Annotated in this window: 17 protein-coding genes and 1 other annotated feature; of the genes, 13 read left to right on the top strand and 4 right to left on the bottom strand. The window is 42.7% G+C overall.

The window, feature by feature from the left end; genetic code table 11:
- Positions 1-436: 436 nt before the first annotated feature.
- The 4 genes from M2444_RS18330 to M2444_RS18315 all read left to right on the top strand — a co-directional run bounded on the left by M2444_RS18330 (position 437) and on the right by M2444_RS18315 (position 4983).
- Entirely contained in the window at positions 437-1492 is a 1056-nt protein-coding gene (locus tag M2444_RS18330) for an Atu2307/SP_0267 family LLM class monooxygenase (protein ID WP_280787703.1), read from the top strand.
- Between the two features lie 81 nt (positions 1493-1573).
- On the top strand, positions 1574-2254 hold the full coding sequence (locus tag M2444_RS18325; protein ID WP_094868827.1) for a Crp/Fnr family transcriptional regulator: 681 nt from the start codon (positions 1574-1576) through the stop codon (positions 2252-2254).
- Positions 2255-2366: 112 nt separating this feature from the next.
- The gene (locus tag M2444_RS18320; protein ID WP_094868828.1) at positions 2367-3179 is read left to right on the top strand and encodes a DNA alkylation repair protein; all 813 of its coding nucleotides are present in this window, start codon (positions 2367-2369) and stop codon (positions 3177-3179) included.
- 253 nt (positions 3180-3432) lie between these two features.
- Positions 3433-4983 (top strand): acetamidase/formamidase family protein, encoded by a 1551-nt coding sequence (locus M2444_RS18315; protein WP_094868829.1) that lies wholly within the window; start codon positions 3433-3435, stop codon positions 4981-4983.
- Between the two features lie 86 nt (positions 4984-5069).
- Here the strand turns inward: M2444_RS18315 and M2444_RS18310 are convergent, their stop codons facing one another.
- Complete coding sequence (locus M2444_RS18310) at positions 5070-5516, bottom strand: Lrp/AsnC family transcriptional regulator (protein WP_094868830.1); 447 nt, start codon at positions 5514-5516, stop codon at positions 5070-5072.
- Positions 5517-5667: 151 nt separating this feature from the next.
- Positions 5668-5898 (top strand) — a binding site (T-box leader).
- 139 nt (positions 5899-6037) lie between these two features.
- Here M2444_RS18310 and tyrS point away from each other — a divergent pair.
- From tyrS to M2444_RS18295, 3 genes are all read left to right on the top strand, one after another.
- On the top strand, positions 6038-7297 hold the full coding sequence (gene tyrS / locus M2444_RS18305) for a tyrosine--tRNA ligase (RefSeq protein WP_280787702.1): 1260 nt from the start codon (positions 6038-6040) through the stop codon (positions 7295-7297).
- 215 nt (positions 7298-7512) lie between these two features.
- The gene (locus M2444_RS18300; protein ID WP_094868832.1) at positions 7513-7803 is read left to right on the top strand and encodes a hypothetical protein; all 291 of its coding nucleotides are present in this window, start codon (positions 7513-7515) and stop codon (positions 7801-7803) included.
- A gap of 319 nt (positions 7804-8122) precedes the next feature.
- Entirely contained in the window at positions 8123-9367 is a 1245-nt protein-coding gene (locus tag M2444_RS18295) for an anaerobic sulfatase maturase (protein ID WP_280787701.1), read from the top strand.
- A gap of 67 nt (positions 9368-9434) precedes the next feature.
- Here M2444_RS18295 and M2444_RS18290 read toward each other — a convergent pair whose 3' ends face one another.
- Positions 9435-10634 (bottom strand): ROK family protein, encoded by a 1200-nt coding sequence (locus M2444_RS18290; RefSeq protein ID WP_280787700.1) that lies wholly within the window; start codon positions 10632-10634, stop codon positions 9435-9437.
- A gap of 186 nt (positions 10635-10820) precedes the next feature.
- On the opposite strand from M2444_RS18290, the gene M2444_RS18285 reads away from it, so the two are divergent.
- The 5 genes from M2444_RS18285 to M2444_RS18265 all read left to right on the top strand — a co-directional run bounded on the left by M2444_RS18285 (position 10821) and on the right by M2444_RS18265 (position 15421).
- Positions 10821-11483, top strand: a complete 663-nt coding sequence (locus tag M2444_RS18285; protein WP_256989699.1) for a chromate transporter — start codon at positions 10821-10823, stop codon at positions 11481-11483.
- A gap of 11 nt (positions 11484-11494) precedes the next feature.
- Positions 11495-12028, top strand: coding sequence for a chromate transporter (locus M2444_RS18280; RefSeq protein ID WP_094868835.1), 534 nt, complete (start codon positions 11495-11497; stop codon positions 12026-12028).
- Between the two features lie 35 nt (positions 12029-12063).
- Positions 12064-13044, top strand: coding sequence for a formylglycine-generating enzyme family protein (locus tag M2444_RS18275; RefSeq protein ID WP_094875243.1), 981 nt, complete (start codon positions 12064-12066; stop codon positions 13042-13044).
- Between the two features lie 39 nt (positions 13045-13083).
- Entirely contained in the window at positions 13084-13917 is an 834-nt protein-coding gene (locus M2444_RS18270; RefSeq protein ID WP_280787699.1) for a helix-turn-helix domain-containing protein, read from the top strand.
- 106 nt (positions 13918-14023) lie between these two features.
- Complete coding sequence (locus M2444_RS18265) at positions 14024-15421, top strand: sulfatase family protein (RefSeq protein WP_280787698.1); 1398 nt, start codon at positions 14024-14026, stop codon at positions 15419-15421.
- Positions 15422-15492: 71 nt separating this feature from the next.
- Here the strand turns inward: M2444_RS18265 and M2444_RS18260 are convergent, their stop codons facing one another.
- Together M2444_RS18260 and M2444_RS18255 are read right to left on the bottom strand one after the other, a co-directional pair.
- Positions 15493-17271, bottom strand: a complete 1779-nt coding sequence (locus tag M2444_RS18260; RefSeq protein WP_280787697.1) for a cache domain-containing sensor histidine kinase — start codon at positions 17269-17271, stop codon at positions 15493-15495.
- Positions 17258-18697, bottom strand: coding sequence for a response regulator (locus M2444_RS18255; RefSeq protein ID WP_280787696.1), 1440 nt, complete (start codon positions 18695-18697; stop codon positions 17258-17260). The genes M2444_RS18260 and M2444_RS18255 overlap by 14 nt, the downstream gene beginning before the upstream one ends.
- Positions 18698-18948: 251 nt before the next feature.
- Here M2444_RS18255 and M2444_RS18250 point away from each other — a divergent pair, with 251 nt between their 5' ends.
- Positions 18949-19917, top strand: a complete 969-nt coding sequence (locus M2444_RS18250; protein ID WP_280787695.1) for an ABC transporter permease — start codon at positions 18949-18951, stop codon at positions 19915-19917.
- Positions 19918-19936 lie beyond the last annotated feature (19 nt).

The following is a 19936-nucleotide window of genomic DNA, read 5'->3' as shown; positions in this document are numbered from 1 at the left end:
GCAGGCCAAATGGGAGAGGTGAAAATCTCACTTTAAGAAACTGTGAAAACCTGAGATTTCAAGAGAATGACTCCATAATTAAGGGGCTGAACCGGTTGTAGCCCGATAGAGCGTAATCCTGCTGCATCGGACCGTATTGCAGCTATTGCTTCATTTTGCAATCGTTTCAGACTGTATAGCTCTTATTCCCACTAGAATATAAATTTTATAGGTGAATTCAGTGAATAGTTGCATCTGAGTCCAATAGTTTAGAAAAATGACCAAAGTCATTAAAATAATGGCTCCTCTGTCCGATCTATAATCGAGGGATCTAAAATAGTTGGAATTATTGGAGAATCCTATTATAATGAGTTTCTTGATTCATAGTAATCATGAATATTTAAATATTTACATCTAGAGAATAATGCAACGTGCAGACATTAGGAGGAAATGAAAAGTGGAACTTGGAATAAGTACCTTTGTCGAGACAACGCCCGATGTCCAAACGGGTGAGACAATAAGTCATGCAGAACGGCTACGTGAAGTAGTGGAGGAAATTGTACTTGCCGAAGAGGTGGGACTAGATGTATACGGAGTGGGCGAGCATCATCGTCATGATTATGCGGCTTCATCACCTGCGGTTGTGTTAGCTGCAGCTGCATCGTTGACTTCGAAAATTCGGTTGACCAGTGCCGTAATGATCCTGTCTTCAGCAGATCCCGTACGTGTATTTCAAGATTTTGCAACGCTAGATGGCATTTCGAATGGACGTGCAGAAATTATGATCGGCCGCGGCTCATTTACAGAGTCTTTCCCATTATTCGGCTATGATCTGAAAGATTATGAAGAACTCTTTAATGAGAAGCTGGAATTGTTATTAGCTATCCAAAAGTCAGAAAAAGTGACCTGGAGCGGCAAACATAGAGCGGCCATAAACAATCTGGGGATTTATCCGCGTCCGGTTCAAGATCCGTTACCAATTTCGATTGGGAGTGCAGGAAGCCCAGAGTCAGCGATTCGCACAGGGGCGCTTGGTTTGCCTTTTGTTTTAGCAATTATTGGGAATGTTCTTCCGCTTGATTATGCGAAACATGTGCAGCTCTATAAAAATGCAGCGGCTGAAGCCGGATATGATATTTCAAACTTACAGGTTGCCTCGCATTCTCACGGGTTTATTGCTGAGACGAATGAGTTAGCTTTGGAGAAATTTTTCCCTTCAACGCATGCTCGAACCAATGTGCGGGCGATAGAAAAAGGGACGCCACCCTACCATCGTTCCGATTATGATAAAGCGTGCAGCTTTGATGGCGCTCTTTACGTAGGTGATCCAGAAACCGTTGCAAACAAAATCATTCATCTTCGCAAACATGTGGGGATTACGCGATTCTTTTTACATATGCCCCACGGTACAATGCCTCATGAGGATGTTATGCAGGCGATTAGACTGCTGGGAACGGAAGTAGCCCCTCGTGTTCGTGAAGAAGTAGCGCGCTGGGAAGCAAGTAATCGTTAATGAATAAGCTGCGTCCTTAGGACGTGGCTTTTTTTGTGCGGTATACTAAAATAACGAATAACGTTATATAAGGGAGGGGCCATGGAGACTATTCATTATTTATCTCAATTCAATTTGCTTCAATCGTTAGCGCTGGAAGATCTAATGGAAATGGAAGAGTTGACCCGAATAACAGTGGTTCCGAAAAATACATATATCCAAACACCGCCAACCTTCTCTGAAGGATTATTTTTTGTGAAAAAAGGAAAGGTACGTTTATACCGATTGAATGCGGATGGGAAGCAGTTTACTTCGGATATTTTGAGTGAGGGTAATGTTTTTGGTGAAATGAACGTGATTTCGTTTGGAACGAAAGATCATTACATTGAAGCCATGGAAGAGTGTCATATCTGTACAATTGATCCTGTAAGATTTGAAGAATTCGTAGCTACTCGACCTAGATTTTTGATGTCATTAATGCAAGTATTGAGCGATCGTATAAAAAGTATGAGTCAGTTAACTCATAACCTAGCCATCGGAAATCTGCATGATAAAATATTGTGCGTTCTTTTAAAGTTATCGGATCAACTAGGCGTTAAAAGTGAGGATAATTATTATAAAATCAATGTTCCACTGTCACATCAAGAAATCGCCAATTTGATTGGTGCGAGCAGAGAAGCGGTTACTATGGCATTGCAAGAGTTGGTAAAAGCTGAGGTGCTTCAGACTGGATTCAGAACTATACTTATCCACCATGATAAAGTCTCCGGTAGAAATTTATAAAGATTATGAGTTGTAAATGAGATTACATCTTTATGGTTAGAAATACCCGTATCCTAAATATAAGAAGAAGGTTATTCAAGCCTTTAAAATCATAGGTGAAGGGAAGATTTCTATGGAGCATAGGAAGGGAGCTCGAAAAGTTAGCGATATTCCTGCTGAAGTTGTAGGACTATTGCATAAAGGACAATTACAGACTGTAAATCTAACGGAATGGCTTGCTGTGGACCATATGGTTTTGTTGGGAAATGTGCTGGACGAGCTAGGTTTTGGACAGGAATCCGAACCGATTTTACAAAGGCTTCGCGATTCATCGGAAAAGAAAATCATGAAGCTCATACCGGCTATTGCGCGGGAGTGGCAACAGGTGTTGGAATGCAAATCAGAGGCGGAACAAGTCCGAGTATTCTCAGCTTTAGCGCAGCATCATTCCGATAGTGTCCGCTGTTGGGCTGCCTATATGATCGGTCTAAATCAATCTTTAAGTCTGTCGCAAAAGCTAATGGATATCCGTCCCTTTGCAGCGGATGATCATTTTGGGGTACGCGAGATTTCATGGATGGCTTTAAGGGAATCGGTCATTGCAGAATTGGATGAATCCATTAAGTTCTTAGAGAGCTGGGTTTATGATCAAGATACGAACATAAGGAGATATGCGATCGAATTGACGCGGCCACATGGGGTATGGGCGAAGCATATTATTGCGCTCAAAGAAAACCCAGCAATAGCTCTTCCATTATTAGATCCACTTAAATCAGATCCGGCAAAATACGTACAGGATTCTGTAAGTAATTGGCTGAACGATGCGAGTAAAAGCAATCCGGAATGGGTGCTGCAGCTTAGCGAGAAGTGGTTGATTTCTTCGGATTCCAAGGAAACGAAGCGGATTGTAACACGGGCAACAAGGAGTATAACTGCTCTACGTTGAAAATGAAGTATCACTTTAGAATGGATGATAGAACGTTAAACACTTTGGCTAATTAGCTAATAAGTGTTGGCGTTTTTTTTATGTAACGAAGAAGCGGGCTTGGATAATTAAAGATATCTAATAGTTATAACTTATTATTTAAGCTTAGAAGTGTATAAATATTTATATTGTTAATCTGGAATCCATCTGTTATACTCAAAAACACGATATGTTATAAAATATAACATTAAATTGAGTTGAGGAGGATCTGACTATGAAAAGACAAATATTCCTGAAGGTTAGTGTCATTTTATCAACGGTTTTGCTAGTTGATTCATCAGTTAGTGTTATGTATGCTAACACTGATATTGGTGCTTATAAACCGAAAACTCATGTTCTAAAGGCAAACTCGGAGACTGTTCGCTGGGGGAATATTGGTAAGGGTAATCCAGCTTTAACGGTACAATCAGGAGATATTGTAACGGTCGAGGCAATTACGCATCATTCCGGTGATGATTACGACCGAATGATTAAAGGGGATGCGGGTGTTGAAGATATTTTTCACTGGATAGAAGGGGAGAAGAACGAAGCGCTTCGTGGACCAGGCGTACATATTATGACGGGACCTATCGCAGTAGAAGGCGCTGAGCCAGGGGATGTTCTGGAAGTGAAGATTTTGGACATGAAGCTGAGACCTAATGGAAATGACAAATACGCAGGTAAAACCTATGGCGTGAATGCCGCGGCGAACTGGGGTTATCTATACGGAGATATGGTTGAGGAGCCGAAAAAACGTGAAGTGGTCACCATCTATGAGATGGATACTGAAGGTGGGACGGATTATGCAACTGCTGTTTATAACTACAGATGGACAGCGCAAACCGATCCGGATGGTCAAGTGCACCCGACAATCGACTACCCAGGTGTAATTGTAGACCATAATACGATTGATAAGAACTTTGATGTATTGAAAGGTATAAAGATTCCAGTACGTCTCCACTTCGGCACGATGGGTGTGGCGCCTAAAGAAGCAGATATCGTTGATTCCGTCCCTCCTTCTTACAATGGTGGCAATGTAGATGATTGGCGGATTACTGAAGGTGCAACGATGTATTACCCTGTATCCGTACCGGGTGCGCTACTGTCGATTGGTGATCCGCATGCCGGTCAAGGGGATTCTGAGATTAACGGAACGGCTATCGAGACATCGGTCACTGGTGATATACAAGTCATTCTTCATAAAAAAGCAACGCTTAACAAAAAATTGAATGGGTTAAGTTTCCCATTACTTGAAAATGAGTACGAATGGGTTGTGCATGGCTTCAGTTATGCGAATTATTTGGAGGCTCTCGGAGCAAGTGCACAAACAGATATCTTCAAAAACTCTTCCATCGACAAAGCGATGAAGGATGCTGCTCATAAAACGAAAGATTTTTTAATGGGTGGAATGGATTTGAGTGAGGATGAAGCGTACTCACTGATGTCTGTGTCTGCGGATTTCGGAATTACACAGGTGGTGGATGGTAATTGGGGCGTGCATGCTTTGATCGATAAAGGCCAATTCGGTGATTCGGAGCGCAAGGCAGTGGGATTACGTAGCAGCTTTGAAAGCTTTGGTGCGAAGGTGAGCTGGAAACCGGCTACTCAGACAGTAACTATAAGCTACAATAATAATGTTCTAGAGATGAAAGTCGGGGCGACGACAGGAATGTATAATGGAGAGGTCGTTAAGCTCGTTGCTCCAATAGAAGTTGTAAAAGAGAAGACTCAGGTCAGTGAATATTTCGCGAAATTTTATAAAGCTAAGTTATCTAAAACAGAGTAGGTGAATTAGTATAATTAGCAATCATTTCTTAATCATTATAAGATCCAAACCAGAGGAGAACCGTCTTTATAAAGTCGGTTCTTTTTTTATATATTTAGACCGTCCTGATTTTTATGGCGCTTTAATAAGATTTGGTTTTCTACACGGACTAGACCGTCCAGACAGTAGATGGATTCATGCATAAACCGTTCCATCTCTTCAAGGTTCTCAACTAGAATGTGAATGTGAAGAATGCAAGGCCCTGTCATTTCATAAAGTACGGCTACGCGTTCATTTTCTTTCAAGATCCCGACTATATGATTTAAATGAGAAGGCTCTACTTCAAGCTCCAAATATGCGGAAATTTTCTTTCCTAGCTTTTCTGCGTTAATGACGATTGAGAATTGCTCAATAATTCCTTGATTGACGAGCCGATCAATACGATCCTTAACCGCTACACTAGATAAATTAACTTCTTTAGCTAGATCGGTGTAGGAGATTCTGCTGTTTTGAGTTAGGCGTTCTAAAATATGATTATCGATTGGATCAAGCATACGGAGTCGTTCACCTCTTTTTTCGTAATTGTAACAGAAAAAAATAGGCAATGCCTAGTAGTGCATCACAGCAGGAGTGTGACTCAGCATTCTCAGCTTAAGATGTTGACATTGAAGAATTATTTCACTATACTGGCTGTAATCTTATATACGATATACGTTGAAGAAGCCCAGTAGTAGCTTAGTCCCTGTTCCAGAAAGCCGGGGGTTGATGAAACCCGGTACACACTAAGAGTACGAATTACACTTTGGAGTATCTCGGCTAACACCGAGCGGAATGGCGAACGATATCTCGTCACGAGTGGCATCAATGCTGTGTTTTAGCATTAGCGTTTCATTGGTGCAATCTGGGTGGTAACACGGTTATTCAATCGTCCCTATGTCTACAATAGACAAGGGGGCGATTTTTTTGTTTTTAAATATAGGGATTTATAGGTTTCACTTCATCAATTATCCTTATATTTGCTTGGCGGACTGATGATTCGTTATAGGATATCTACTAATTTAAGGGGTGTTAGGCAATGAATATTATCGACGAACTAGAATGGCGCGATGCCATCAATCAACAAACCGATGCCGAAGGGCTTAGAGAATTGACCAACAAGAAATCCGTTTCAGTGTACTGCGGTGTAGACCCGACGGGTGACAGTATGCATATTGGTCACTTGATTCCGTTCATGGTACTCAAAAGATTCCAGCTTGCAGGCCATCGTCCGGTTATTCTAATTGGCGGTGCAACAGGTACGATTGGTGATCCAAGTGGACGCCAGTCTGAACGCTCTTTGCAGACACTGGAGCAAATTCAAGCGAACGTGGATGCACTTACGGCACAAATGAAAAAACTGTTCGTAACCGATGGCGACAATCAAATTCGCATGGTGAACAACTATGATTGGACGCATAAAATCAATGTTATTGAGTTTTTGCGTGACTATGGTAAGAACTTCAGCATCAATTCGATGCTTGCCAAAGATGTTGTAGCGAGCAGATTGGACAGCGGAATTTCCTTTACGGAATTCTCCTACCAAATCCTGCAATCCCTAGATTACCTGCATTTGTACCAGCATGAAGATGTGCAGCTGCAAATTGGTGGCTCTGATCAATGGGGCAACATTACAAGTGGACTGGATTTGATCCGTAGAAAAGAAGGATCTGAAGCTATAGCCTTCGGTCTTACTATCCCGCTTATGCTGAAATCCGATGGCACGAAATTTGGTAAATCAGCTGGTGGAGCAATCTGGCTGGACCCGAACAAAACGACTGCGTTTGAGTTCTACCAGTTCTGGGCGAATACGGATGACCGTGATGTTGTGAAATACTTGAAGTACTTCACATTCCTTTCTAAAGAACAAATTGATGCAATTGCAGAAAAAGTACAGTCTGAACCACATAAACGTGAGGCTCAAAAAACACTAGCTGAAGAAATGACCAGATTCGTGCATGGTGAAGAATTGCTGGAGCAGGCGAAACGTATTACTGCTGCTCTGTTCAGTGGAGATATCAAATCCCTAACAGCTGATGAGATCGAGCAAGGCTTCAAGGAAATGCCGACTTACGAAACTACACTGGAATCCAAAAACATCGTAGAGTGGTTGGTTGATCTCGGGATCGAGCCATCTAAGCGTCAAGCGCGTGAAGATATCACCAAAGGCGCAATTTCCATGAACGGTGAAAAAGTTAGCGATGTAGCATTTGAAGTTACAGCAAATGAAGCGATCGGTGGCCGGTTTATCATTATCCGTAAGGGTAAGAAAAACTACAGCTTGGTGAAATTGTCCTAGAAGGTATAATATTAATAGGTCTTCCTTATATGAATAAGGGAGGCTTATTGCTATATTTGGGATAGTTAGCTTATCATTTACGTATTAAAATGAAAATCGAAGGTGAAATCGTTGGAATTATGTTAAGATTAGGATTCGTGTGATTTATAGATTAACATAATCATCAGAAACCATAATAGAAAATTAGGAGTGGTAATTTGAGAAGACAAAAACCAATGACCATGGAAGAATTAATGAATGAACTTCAAGGTCAAAAAATGAATCAAGAAGATCCCAATGAAATATCTTTTGAAAAGCTGTTTAATGAAGAGTTTATGAAAAAATACTCGAACTGGATGAGTTTTGATGAATTTTTAATCAAAGGGAACTTTCAAGTAAAGACAGAAGAAGATGTTGCTGACATACCTGATGAACTTTTTGATCGTCATGTAGCAAGAGAGACGAAGTTTGCAGATTGGAAATCAATGTTGGAAACAGCAAATAAGGAATACGTCCGTACAACATGAAACAACATTAGTATTTAAAGTCCCCGAAACGGAACTGCCCCCGTTTGAAATTTGGGATTAAAGTACCTAACAAGTTTAAATAGCCAGTCGCTGGAAATTCAGCGACTGGCTATTTTTTTCGCTAAAATACTGTAATCAAACGAATCCCATTCTCAAATATACTGCACTCTCATTAGTTTATGGGGAGGTGTTTTTTATGTCCAATTATTCGATTAACTGTGATGTTTTACTCATTGATGATTTGCATCCTATGATTTAATTGAAGACATAGGAAATCGCTTTAACAAAGATAGTATATACATAGGAGGGGCAGACTCGTATGGCAACATGCATGCAGACCACAAGGCCACAAACCCTTAATGTCATGTGGAAAACCGTCTCAGAGGATTGTAATCTAGCCTGTGATTATTGCTACTACAGCACAGCAGGGGGGCATCCTCGGCAACCGATCCGGGTGATGGATATGGATCTTCTGGAGCGATTTATCGCTCAGTACATGAAAAGATCATCAGGTATAGCGACTTTTTCTTGGCAGGGAGGGGAGCCGCTATTGGCCGGACTTCCGTATTTTGAACGCGTGATTTCACTCCAAGCTAAGTACGCTCCACCTCATACAATGATTAGTAATGCGCTGCAGACCAACGGAACGCTTATTAACGAGAAATGGGCGGAATTTTTTAAACGGTATAACTTTTTGGTTGGGATTAGTGTGGACGGTCCTGAGCCCATTCATGATGCGCATCGTATAACGGGCTCGGGGAAAGGTAGTTATGATCTAGTTATGCGTGGGGTTCGCCATTTACAGAATGAGGGTGTGGACTATAGTATTCTGACGGTGATCCATGAAGATAACGTAACGAAACCGGACGATTTGATGGCATTTTACCAAGAACAAAAATTTCCCTATGTTCAGTTTATCCCTTGCATGGATTTTGTTTCACAGAAGAGTGATATGCCTGGCCGCTTTCGAATTACACCTGAACAATACGGAGTCTTTTTATGCCGTACATTTGATCTGTGGTACAACGAGGGGTATCCAGAGCTTCCCATTCGTAATTTTGAGAATATGCTTCTAGTATTCATGCATCGGGAGGCAGAGTTGTGCGTTCACAGCTCATGCTGTCCGAAGATGATGGTGCTTGAAACCAACGGGGATGCTTATCCTTGCGATTTCTTTATTGATGAAGAGCACTGGTTAGGAAATATCGGCTATACCGACCTTGAAGCACTGCTTACCAGCCCTATATATGATGACTTTTTGTTAATGAAACCCAATATGAATGAATCATGCTATAAGTGTGAATATCTTAGCTTTTGCAATGGGGGATGCCCACGCAACCGGAATTGGCTTGATGTTCATGATCGTACTGAGGTTGATTATTTCTGCAGTAGCTATAAAATATTCTACTCATATGCCTATGAACGAATGATACTGCTAGCAAACCGACTTAAATCGGAGCAGATGCTGGCGTTCAGGAAAAGTGACAAACTACTTCCAGGTAGAAATGATCCATGTCTCTGCGGAAGCGGGAAAAAATTTAAGAGTTGCTGTCAACCACTATAGCTCAAATTTTTAAAAAAGGTTGTTCCAACAATCATGCAAATTGTTGTGAAACAACCTTTTTGATATGTTAAAGAACCATTTGGTTTCTCACCATAATAGCCGCACCAGTCACCACAGCTTCTTCTTTTAATGTACCCAGGGAGAAATGAGGTTGGTATTCAGGATAACGGTAAGTGTTTCGCTGTGCCACTTCAACCGCCGTTTGGAAAAACAATTCGTGAGAGTGGATGAGCGCACCACCTAGAATGATGGTTCCAGGATGAAACAGGTTAATAACGTTGGCGAGGCCAATACCGAAGTGAATGGCGGCTTGGGTAAATAATTCACGGGCGTGTGGATTACCCTCTCTAAAGGCTTGTACCAATACATCATAAGTCAGCTTCTCCGGCGATACTTTGTATCTTTGGAGGATCAGATCTTTGTCCATCTTTGCCTCTGAACGTGCACTTTGTTCGAGCGCCTGCACAGAAACGAATGCTTCTAAAGCTCCGTAATTCCCTTCATTATTTAATCGGGGTCCGTCTGTCTGGATGATCATTTGACCAATGGCATCTTCCATATCCATCGTGCCATGAACAATACTTCCATGCGACATCATCGCATAGCGGAGCCCTGCTCCAGCATGAACATAGAGCATATGTTGAATGTTAGCGTGACGGATGGACCATCGTTCTCCAAGGAGTGCGGAATTGGCACCGTTGTCGAGCAGAGCTTTGAAGCCCGTTCGTTCCTCCACCAATTTGCAAATAGGCAGATTGTTCCAGCCAGAAGAAGGGAAGTGTAGCGGTTTTAAGATAAAACCATTATCCCGGTCAAGCGGTCCCACGGCTCCAATTCCTATGCCAATAATTTGACTGTCCACTAACTGATGATCCCTGAGGAAAGCGCGTATTTGACTACTTACATGATCCATAAATCTTTCAGGTGTGAATGCCTGATCCATTCTCCAGTGAACAATTGATTTTGGATTCATTTGCATATCAAATAAACCAAGGGAAGAATACAGCCTGGAAATCTCTAAACCGATGATGTAACCGTAGGAAGGATTGATCTGGTATAAAATAGGTCTTCTGCCTCCGCTAGATTCCCCGAATCCGCATTCTATCAGCAAGCCTTCTTCCGTCATTTCATCTAATATTCGGGTCATTGTGCTTTTGGTAAGTGAAAATGTTTGTAGAAGATCTAACTTGGAAACTGTGCCTTGTTCGGCGATTCGGTCGTATAGGAGTTTCTTTGGGGATGGAATGTGTGTCGAGCGCTTTTCCACGATATACCTCCAAGCTATATATAGGGTGAACTAGTAAGATCGGTTTTAATAAAGTTTGTATTTATTAACATTAATATAGTATAACGCATAACCCAAAGAATGTATTTTACCGTTCAAAAAACTTAATTCCATTTTGGGAAAAAGTGATATAATGAAATTACGACAGAAAATATAAGGGTGGAGTCCATGAGAACAACTATGAAAACAAATGCGATGACGAATACAGACCTAAGGATAAGTCTATTGCTCCAGTTGTTTTGGGTATTTGTTCGAATCGGTCCTGTTACTTTCGGGGGAGGTTATGCGATGATCCCTATGATCGAACGGGAAATTTCCACTAAACGGAAATGGCTAGCTGAAGAGGAGATGGATGAAATTTTATCTTTAGCTGGCGCAGCACCAGGTGGGGTAGGAGTAAATGCGGCGGCATTCATTGGTTATCGACTTGCTGGTGTGAAGGGTGCGATTGCTGCAATCGCTGGGATTACGATTCCAACCTTTATCATTGTTTGTTTGCTTAGCGCCGTTTACTCACTTCTGGCCGACCAACCAAAAGTTATTGCCGCCATGAAGGGGATTCATGGTGCTGTTATTGCCTTGATCCTAGTAGCAGCATATCGAATGGCCAAGAACGCTATATTTGACAAGACTACGGCTGTTACGGCGCTAATTATACCGATTGTTTTATTAGTTTCCGGAATCAATCCCATTTACGTGATCGCAGCTGGATTGATTATCGGGTTTGTATATATGCCAATCAAACAGCTCTTTGGGCTCCAAGTTCGGACAGAGAAGGATTCCTTGAATGATTCAGATGAAGAGTCGAATTATCCGGAGTATTACATCTAGGGGGAAGCGATGTGATTTGGAATTTATTTTTTATCTTTATAAAAATTGGACTGCTCTCCTTTGGGGGAGGGTACGCCATCATTCCGATGATTCAGCATGAAGCTATGGCTGGTGGTTGGTTATCTGAAAGGGAATTTCAAGAGGTAGTTTCCATCGCAGGGATGTCACCGGGCCCTGTTGCAACTAACAGTGCAACCTTGATTGGATATCGTGTAGCTGGAATTGAAGGAGCGATTGTGTCCACATTAGGCATGGTTCTGCCTTCATTAATCATCATCATTTTTATTTCCATCTTTTTTTATCGGGTGAGGGACAGTCAATGGATTAAAACGTTATTTTATGGGTTGCGACCAGTGATTACGGGTTTGATTGCCTATGCTGCGATTCGGTTTGGTTTAAATAGCGTGGAACACGCCTTCGTTACTTGGCAAACCATTGGCACGTTGATCATTGTATTCGCTGCACTTTATGGTTTAATGAAATATAAGCTGCATCCGCTCACCATTATTGTTGCCTCTGGCATTCTTGGTGTAGCCTTTTTTTAGACAGAGCCGGGACGATCCCGGATTGGAGGTAATACATGTCAGAGAATATACGGGCTTGCTGCTCAGCTAGTCGAAATCAAGTTGAGAAACAAGGTTCCATCGATGATGTTTGTAAGGAGAACACAACTATCCAAAGACCAGAAGGGGATACAGATTTCTCGGACATGATCCTTATTCCTGGAGGTACTTTTCTTATGGGGACGGATGACAAAGAGGGGTTCCCCGAAGACGGAGAAGGGCCCGCTAGGAATGTTACCTTATCTACCTTTTTGATTGATGCAACGGCAGTTACGAATAAGCAGTTTGCTGCTTTTATCAAGGAAACAAACTACGTTACAGATGCGGAGCGTTTCGGCTGGTCTTATGTGTTTCATTCTTTTGTTTCCATGGAGACAGGGAAAAAGGTGACCCAAGTAGCTACTCAAACCCCCTGGTGGTGGGTGGTAGAGGGAGCGAATTGGTGTCATCCGGAAGGTCCGGATTCCCATGTAGATGAACGCCATGATCATCCGGTGATCCACATATCATGGGCTGATGCTGATGCTTATTGTCACTGGGCTGGCAAACGTCTGCCGACGGAAGCGGAATGGGAGTATGCTGCACGAGGAGGACTAGTTCAGAAACGATATCCTTGGGGGGACGAATTAAAACCGGGCGGAGAACATCGTTGCAATATTTGGCAAGGAAAGTTCCCTGATAAAAATCATGCCAGTGACGGTTATGCAGGTACGGCACCAGTAAAATCCTATCTACCTAACGGATATGGTCTTTATAATATGTCAGGGAACGTGTGGGAATGGTGCGAGGATTGGTTTACTAAGGCCTATCATTTAACTTCCGAATCCGAGAATCCGAGAGGCCCTGTAAGTGGCGTAGCAAGGTCGATGCGCGGAGGATCGTATTTGTGCCATAAATCTTATTGTAACCGTTATCGGGTGGCGGCCAGGAGCAAAAATACACCAGACAGCTCTGCAGGAAATATTGGCTTTCGATGTGCGGCTGATTATACCGGTTGAGAATACATAAAGACTACTACATTAGAAGGAGGAACTTCTTTGTCCTCTATCATTCATAGTCAGTTTGATATCACCGTGCTGGACGTCATAAAAATTCAATATCAGAAGCGGGTTATATTCGATTACGTCCAGTCTTGTTATACCGTCTCCTATATCCAAAAAGGTGAGGTTTTGACGACATCCTCCGAGGGAGAATATGTTGCTTCTGCAGGAGATGTGATGATCCACCGTTCTAACGAGCCTTTTAATGTGATTTCCAAAACGGATGGTGTACATTATCTGTTTAATATTAACGCTAAAGTTAAAGACGGAAATGATTTTTTTAAGTTATTCCCGCTAGGCAAGGTGATTCGGGTCCGGGATCGAAGCGAATATGAGCGAAGGTTTGACGAGATGCGGAGCCTGTGGTTGCAGGAGGAGGATGATTTCAGAAATGTTCAGGTCGGTTCATTGGCATTTTTTCTCCTTTATGAAATCATGGAGAGCACCAAGCTTGGCGGGCGCCGCTCATCTCGAGACCCCTATGTCACCGACCGCTTTAACGAGGCGTTGCAGTATATGGAGGAGAGACTTGATCAGGAGATTAGTAGAGAGGAGCTTTCCAAGCTCTATCATATGAATCCTGTTTATTTTAGCCGGGCGTTTCAGAAAATATATAAATTGACACCTATGCAAATGCTACGAAAATTGCGGCTGCAGCAAGCTAAACAAATGTTGGAGTATACGGATTATACCATCGAGCATATCTCCCAGAGATGTGGTTATTATGATGCTTCGCATTTCAGTAAGGTATTTCGTGGCGAATACGGCAAGGGTCCGGCAGAGTACCGAAAAAGTATCGAATATACAAAAACAAACATCGTTACTCCATAGCGGAGCTTACCATATTCATATACTCTATAAGCATGAGCAGATCATTCTGAACTGCCCGAATCGCCGCGTAACCATTTCGATGAAAAGGAAAGGCAGGGTATAACTCATGAGAATCTTGTATTTGGATTTGGATTCGCTTCGCCCGGACCATCTGGGATGTTATGGCTATCAGCGGAATACCTCCCCGAATATCGATTCAATCGCTAAAGAAGGTGTCACCTTTACCAACTATTATTGTTCAGATGCGCCGTGTTTACCGTCCCGTTCTGCTTTAATGTCGGGACGATTTGGCATTCATAATGGGATTGTAGGACATGGCGGGACCGCTGCTGATATGCGTAGAGAAGGGGCGAAGCGCGAATTTAATGACCGGCTGGGAATGGAAAGTCTTCCAGCTATATTAAGGCAAGCGGCCATGAAAACCGCTTCGATCAGCACCTTCGCCGAACGACATTCAGCCTGGACCTTTAATGCCGGTTTTCAAGAAGTGTTCAATGTTGGCGGAAGGGGACATGAGACGGCAGAACAGGTGCTCCCAGTGGCACTTAAATGGCTTGAGGATAATGGGGAGTCCGAGAATTGGTTTCTGCACCTGAATTTCTGGGATCCCCATACACCTTATCGTACACCCAGGAGCTATGGTAATCCGTTCGAGAAGGACCCTTTACCCGAGTGGATCACTGAAGAGGTGTTTGAGCTTCACCGAAAGAAGAAGGGACAGCACAGTATCGAAGATATGAATGCGCTTGCTAAATCACATTACCAACAGCATTTCAGGCACAATCAGGAGATAAAGAACCATGACGACCTGCGTGTTATCTTTGACAACTATGATGCTGGAGTTAAATATCTGGACGAACATCTCGGGCAAGTCTTTTCCAAGCTGAGAGAACTTGGCGTGATGGAAGATACAGCTATTTTGATCTCAGCGGATCACGGAGAGAGCCTGGGCGAGCTAGGGATTTACTCCGAGCACGGCACAGCAGACGAGGCGACTTGCCGCATTCCGATGATTATCCGCTGGCCAGGGGGCAAGAAGGGAATCGTGGAGGATGGACTACATTATCACCTTGATCTCGGACCGACATTAGCAAGCCTTTTGAATTTGAAAGGGGCACCTTCTTGGGATGGTGAAAGTTATGCTGATACCATTCTGGAGGGACTTTCAGGAGGGCGTGAGTATCTCGTAATCTCACAATGCGCGCATGTGTGTCAACGCAGCATCCGGTTTGAGGATTGGTTATATATACGCACCTATCATGACGGACACCATGGATTTCCGAAAGAAATGTTGTTTGATTTGAAGCATGATCCTTATGAACAACATAATCTCGCCGAAGTGAGTAAAGACATTTGTATGAAGGCTGTCTATCTGTTGAATGAATGGCATGACATCATGATGAGCTCCATGGACTGTGATATCGATCCATTATGGACGGTACTTATGGAAGGTGGACCCTATCATGCGAAAGGATATGTGAGCTCATCCTCACAGGATGCTTAGCGCTGTCCCTTTGAATGAGGAAAGAAAGACAAATGGAAAGGAGGCTGCCCCTGAATGGGCAACCTCCTTTTTTACACTCTGGCTTCTTGCTGATCAATTAAAGCCCCGGGAAGCCTCAAAACGGTCTTCGTCCCGCTACCTTCCTTACTGTACAGCAGAACGCCGCAAGGATCACCGTACTTAAGATTTAGACGGTTATTGACGTTTAGGAGCCCGATATGATCGCCGGACTCTATGTTCTTACCAGCAAGCAGCTCGGTTAGCTGTTCCAGTCTCGCACCAACGATGCCAACACCATTATCTTCTACAGCGATTTCAAGCAGTCCCGCTTCGCTTTTCTCTACTGTGATCAGCAAGACTCCCTGACCTTGAGCCTCAAGCCCATGACCAAGTGCATTTTCGACAATAGGTTGAAGGATCATTTTAGGTACGGGAATGTGTAACCATTCAGGTGGACAGAACAGTTTGTAACTGAATTTGTCAGGGAAACGGCCTTGGTAAATTCTCACACAAGATTCTGCGATTTTCAGCTCTTCCCCAAGAGTGACCTCCTCTTTGCCTTTGATGCTATACTTGAGCATTGTGCTTAAGGCGGTAGTCATTTCGTAAATATCCCGATTTCCTTTTACGATCGCAACGCCTTTGATTGTATCTAAAGTATTGCTTAAGAAATGGGGATTAATTTGACTTTGCAAATACGAGTATTCGGCACGTTGTTTTTCCAGATCTGTCTGGTAAAGCTGGGTGTTTGCATCGATTAATTGGTCCGTCAAATCGTGAATCCGCGTTGTCATATCGTTGAACTGCCGAGAGATGATTTCAATTTCAGCATAGCCTTTTAAATCGACCTTGTTGTTCAATATTCCTAGACTTCCGCCTTTTAATTGATTCATATAGCGCATAAGCCTAGACAATGGTCTTAAGAGATTCATCATGAGCACAGAGTAGGGAATAGAGACGACCAACAAGATTAATGCTAGAAGAGCATAGCTGACCTTCTTTAATTTCTCCAGTTCTTTCATTAAATTATGGACAGGAACAGCGGTTATGATTTTTCCAGAAATCTCCGGTAAGATAAAGGACTGAATAGCATATTTCTTTCCGTTGACTGTTTCAACGATTGACTCTCCATTCCTTCCAGTTGCCCGAGTTTGAAACTGCTGGAGCATGTCCTCCGGTTCATCACTATTTGAGTAGATCAGCCCTTTATCATCCATCATAAAAAAGCTGGTTCCGACCAATCGAGGGTACTCTGAAATTTCAGTTTGAATAGCCTTCATATCCACAATAACTGCGATGTAGCCGATTTTTTCGCCATATAGGGACGTGTCACCAGAAGCAAAGATGTTCATCCCGAACAGTAATTTTCTCTTGTCGATGACCTTATCTGGAGGACTGTATCCGCGATAATGAACGATTCCATCATCCCCAGCCGTCTTCATAAGATCGACAGCATATTTTGTTCTTCCCGCTAATGAAATACGTGTGTTAGAGCTACCGATAACAATAATATCTAAGATGTCTGTATTCATATTTCGCGCGATACTCAATAGCCCCTCTACCTTTTGGGATAGGTCGTAGCCTCGAAGCTTATCATTCTCGACTAGGAACTTTTGGACGGTCGAATCGTACCCTACATTCATCATCATGGAAGAAACGTTGGCATAGTTGTTAGAAATCCGTTGCTTGAGAAGGGAGACAAGCTCTGTATTGTATTGCGTATTTTGATTAATGATGGTCTCGCTTGATAGTTGGTATACCCTAGAGACGATGATTGGGATAATAGCAACAATAAACAACCCGAATAGCAAAACCTGAGTACGGATGGATAGTCTCTTAAATGTCTTCATTGTTTTGTTCCCTATATTGCGTTGGTGTCATCTTGAGATGCCGCTTAAAAATTCGCGTGAAATAGAAATAATCCTGAAAACCGCATTTCTCGCCGATTTGGTAAATGGAAAGGTTCGTCTCGACCAGTATTTTACAAGCGTATTCAATCCTTAAACGACTGATATGTTCGATGATGGTCTCGCCGACTTCTTTCTTGAATAATTGGCATAAGTAATTTGGACTTAAGAAAAACTGATTCGCTAAATGTTGAATCGAGATTTCTTGATTAAAATGGTTGTGGATGTACAACATGATCTCTTTGACTTTGTTGTTTGAAATTCGTGAAATATCAGTTTCGTTTCTGCTCATAAAAATATCTAGCGTCATAAGAATCAAATCATCGATCATAGCTTCAGCCGTACCGTATCTATAATAGAGCTGTTCATATCCTTCAAAAAAACGGCCGTTAACCCGAGTCCCTTCCCGAGGAAATAAGTACAGGATTGATGTGTAGAGCAAATAGGCTTCTTTAATGGTGAACGTTCCCTCTTTGAATAATTTCTTTATCGATTCCATGGCTGCTATAAAACCGAGCCGGTCTTTATTATGAAGAATCCGGGAAATCTCTTTGAGCTTCTCATCGATCGGTATTTCCTGTTGCTGAATCAACCGATAACATCCTGGCATTCCCGTTGCGAACATGCTGAATGCAGCATGAGAGGCGGATTCTAAAGCCGCATCCAGTTGGTGTATATCCGAAATAGGAGAACCAATTCCAACCCCGCACTCTTGTAAAACCTCTGTATGTTCAAGACCCCGAAGGAAGACTTCGTATTGGCACTCTTCCAATAAGTAGCCATACCGACGGCGGCTCATCGGGAAGACCAGGGGAGAGAACTGGCCGACATCTGCAGGTGAACTTAACCCTTGGATAACAATGGGGATATGTGGCGTATCCTTTGACAAAGGAATTCTCTTCTCATCCAACCATAAGCTAATTCGTTCGAGATCTCCGGAACAAACCGCTTCATATAGTTCGAAGTCGTGGACAGGGCTTTCTTTAACCACCTTCGATTCGTGCTGCTGGGCTATTCGGTTGAGCATTCCTTCAATTTCTTCGATTTCAAAAGGTTTCAGGCAATATCCGAACGTACCATAATTCATCGCTTTTTGTGCATAAGCAAACTCTGCATGTCCACTAAGTACGATAAAGATTGTATCAGGAGCGATAGCTTTGCCACGTTGAATGAGCTCAAGTCCATTCATTACAGGCATTTTAATATCTGTTAGAACAAGGGTGGGGCGAAGCGATTGAATTAATTGCAGGGCTTCTTGCCCGTTTTCGGCATCGTCGATGACTTCAAAGCCGTATTTCTTCCAATTCACTCCTGCTTTAATTCCCTCTACAATCCACTTCTCATCATCTGCAATAATCACTGAACGCATAAGTGAATCCCCCTTTCTATATGGAGCTCTTAGATTAATCCTAGCGATTGTGGATCAAGGGGGGTATGGACTATCTTACGCTCACTATGTCCGATATTACGTGTCACAGGAAGGTCAACGCACTAAGGTGTGAAAAATCCACATGACCGGAGTTGTATCCTCTATACAAGATAATTTACACTCCCGATATAATTTACCATATAAACCGCTTACAAGCATAAACAATCTCATACAGAAAGGTGGGGAGAAGATTGGCTGATTCTGTAACCGCTCGTACGCCTAAGCGAAGCTTAAAGACTAATGCTCCTAAGCAAAGCTTAGGAAAAACGATTTTACATTACAAGTATTTTTACCTCATGGTTCTACCGGTGTTAATCTGGTACGCCCTCTTCAGCTATGCTCCCATGTACGGTATAACGTTAGCATTTAAATCATTTGATTACAGTAAGGGGATCCTGGGAAGTCCCTGGATAGGCTTAGAAAATTTTCAAACGCTGTTGACCGATCCCGATTTTCGAAGGGCATTTTGGAATACGGTCATTATCAGCTTGATGAAGTTGATCACTCATTTCCCGATGCCCATTATCCTGGCGATTGTTTTATATGAGTTTTCCAGGACAAAAATGAAGCGGTTTTTTCAGACGATCCTGACGTTCCCGCATTTTATATCATGGGTTGTACTGTCGGGGATTATCATCAATATTTTAAGCAAGGACGGGATTTATAACCAGATCATCATGTTGTTTGGCGGGGATCCAAATTCTCCGCTTGTAGATGAAAGTGCATTTAGACCCGTTCTGTATATCACACATGTGTGGCGAGAGATCGGCTGGGATTCAATCATTTACTTAGCGGCGCTTGCAGGGATCAATCCTGAGCTGTTTGAAGCGGCGGAAGTGGACGGAGCGAACCGGTTTCGCCGTTTGCTAAACATCGCATGGCCGGGACTGAAGAGTACAGTCGCAGTCCTGCTAATCCTTCAAGTTGGACAACTACTAACCCAAGGTTCGAGCTTCGAGCAAATATTCAATCTGTATAGTTCACCGGTATATTCGGTTGCCGACACGATCGATACATACATTTATCGGACTTCATTCACGATAGGGGGCGACTTTGGATATATGACTGCCGTGGGTGTCGTCAAGTCCATTATCAGCCTGATTCTTTTATGGGCGGCCAATTCGTTCGCTAAGAAAATGGGTGAGGAAGGACTGTATTAATTTGCAGGAAAAGGGGAGA

The sequence above is a fragment of the Paenibacillus sp. PastF-3 genome (assembly GCF_029893135.1).
GTDB classification, from domain to species: Bacteria; Bacillota; Bacilli; order Paenibacillales; family Paenibacillaceae; genus Paenibacillus_AQ; species Paenibacillus_AQ nitricinens.
This window is presented reverse-complemented; position numbering and strand designations above follow the sequence as displayed.

Bases quoted from the DNA above. Each gene is read 5' to 3' on its own strand.
- M2444_RS18325 (WP_094868827.1), top strand. From the start codon at position 1,574: ATGGAGACTATTCATTATTTATCTCAATTCAATTTGCTTCAATCGTTA.
- M2444_RS18320 (WP_094868828.1), top strand. From the start codon at position 2,367: ATGGAGCATAGGAAGGGAGCTCGAAAAGTTAGCGATATTCCTGCTGAA.
- M2444_RS18315 (WP_094868829.1), top strand. From the start codon at position 3,433: ATGAAAAGACAAATATTCCTGAAGGTTAGTGTCATTTTATCAACGGTT.
- M2444_RS18310 (WP_094868830.1), bottom strand. From the start codon at position 5,516: ATGCTTGATCCAATCGATAATCATATTTTAGAACGCCTAACTCAAAAC.
- tyrS (WP_280787702.1), top strand. From the start codon at position 6,038: ATGAATATTATCGACGAACTAGAATGGCGCGATGCCATCAATCAACAA.
- M2444_RS18300 (WP_094868832.1), top strand. From the start codon at position 7,513: ATGACCATGGAAGAATTAATGAATGAACTTCAAGGTCAAAAAATGAAT.
- M2444_RS18295 (WP_280787701.1), top strand. From the start codon at position 8,123: ATGGCAACATGCATGCAGACCACAAGGCCACAAACCCTTAATGTCATG.
- M2444_RS18285 (WP_256989699.1), top strand. From the start codon at position 10,821: ATGAGAACAACTATGAAAACAAATGCGATGACGAATACAGACCTAAGG.
- M2444_RS18275 (WP_094875243.1), top strand. From the start codon at position 12,064: ATGTCAGAGAATATACGGGCTTGCTGCTCAGCTAGTCGAAATCAAGTT.
- M2444_RS18265 (WP_280787698.1), top strand. From the start codon at position 14,024: ATGAGAATCTTGTATTTGGATTTGGATTCGCTTCGCCCGGACCATCTG.
- M2444_RS18260 (WP_280787697.1), bottom strand. From the start codon at position 17,271: ATGAAGACATTTAAGAGACTATCCATCCGTACTCAGGTTTTGCTATTC.
- M2444_RS18255 (WP_280787696.1), bottom strand. From the start codon at position 18,697: ATGCGTTCAGTGATTATTGCAGATGATGAGAAGTGGATTGTAGAGGGA.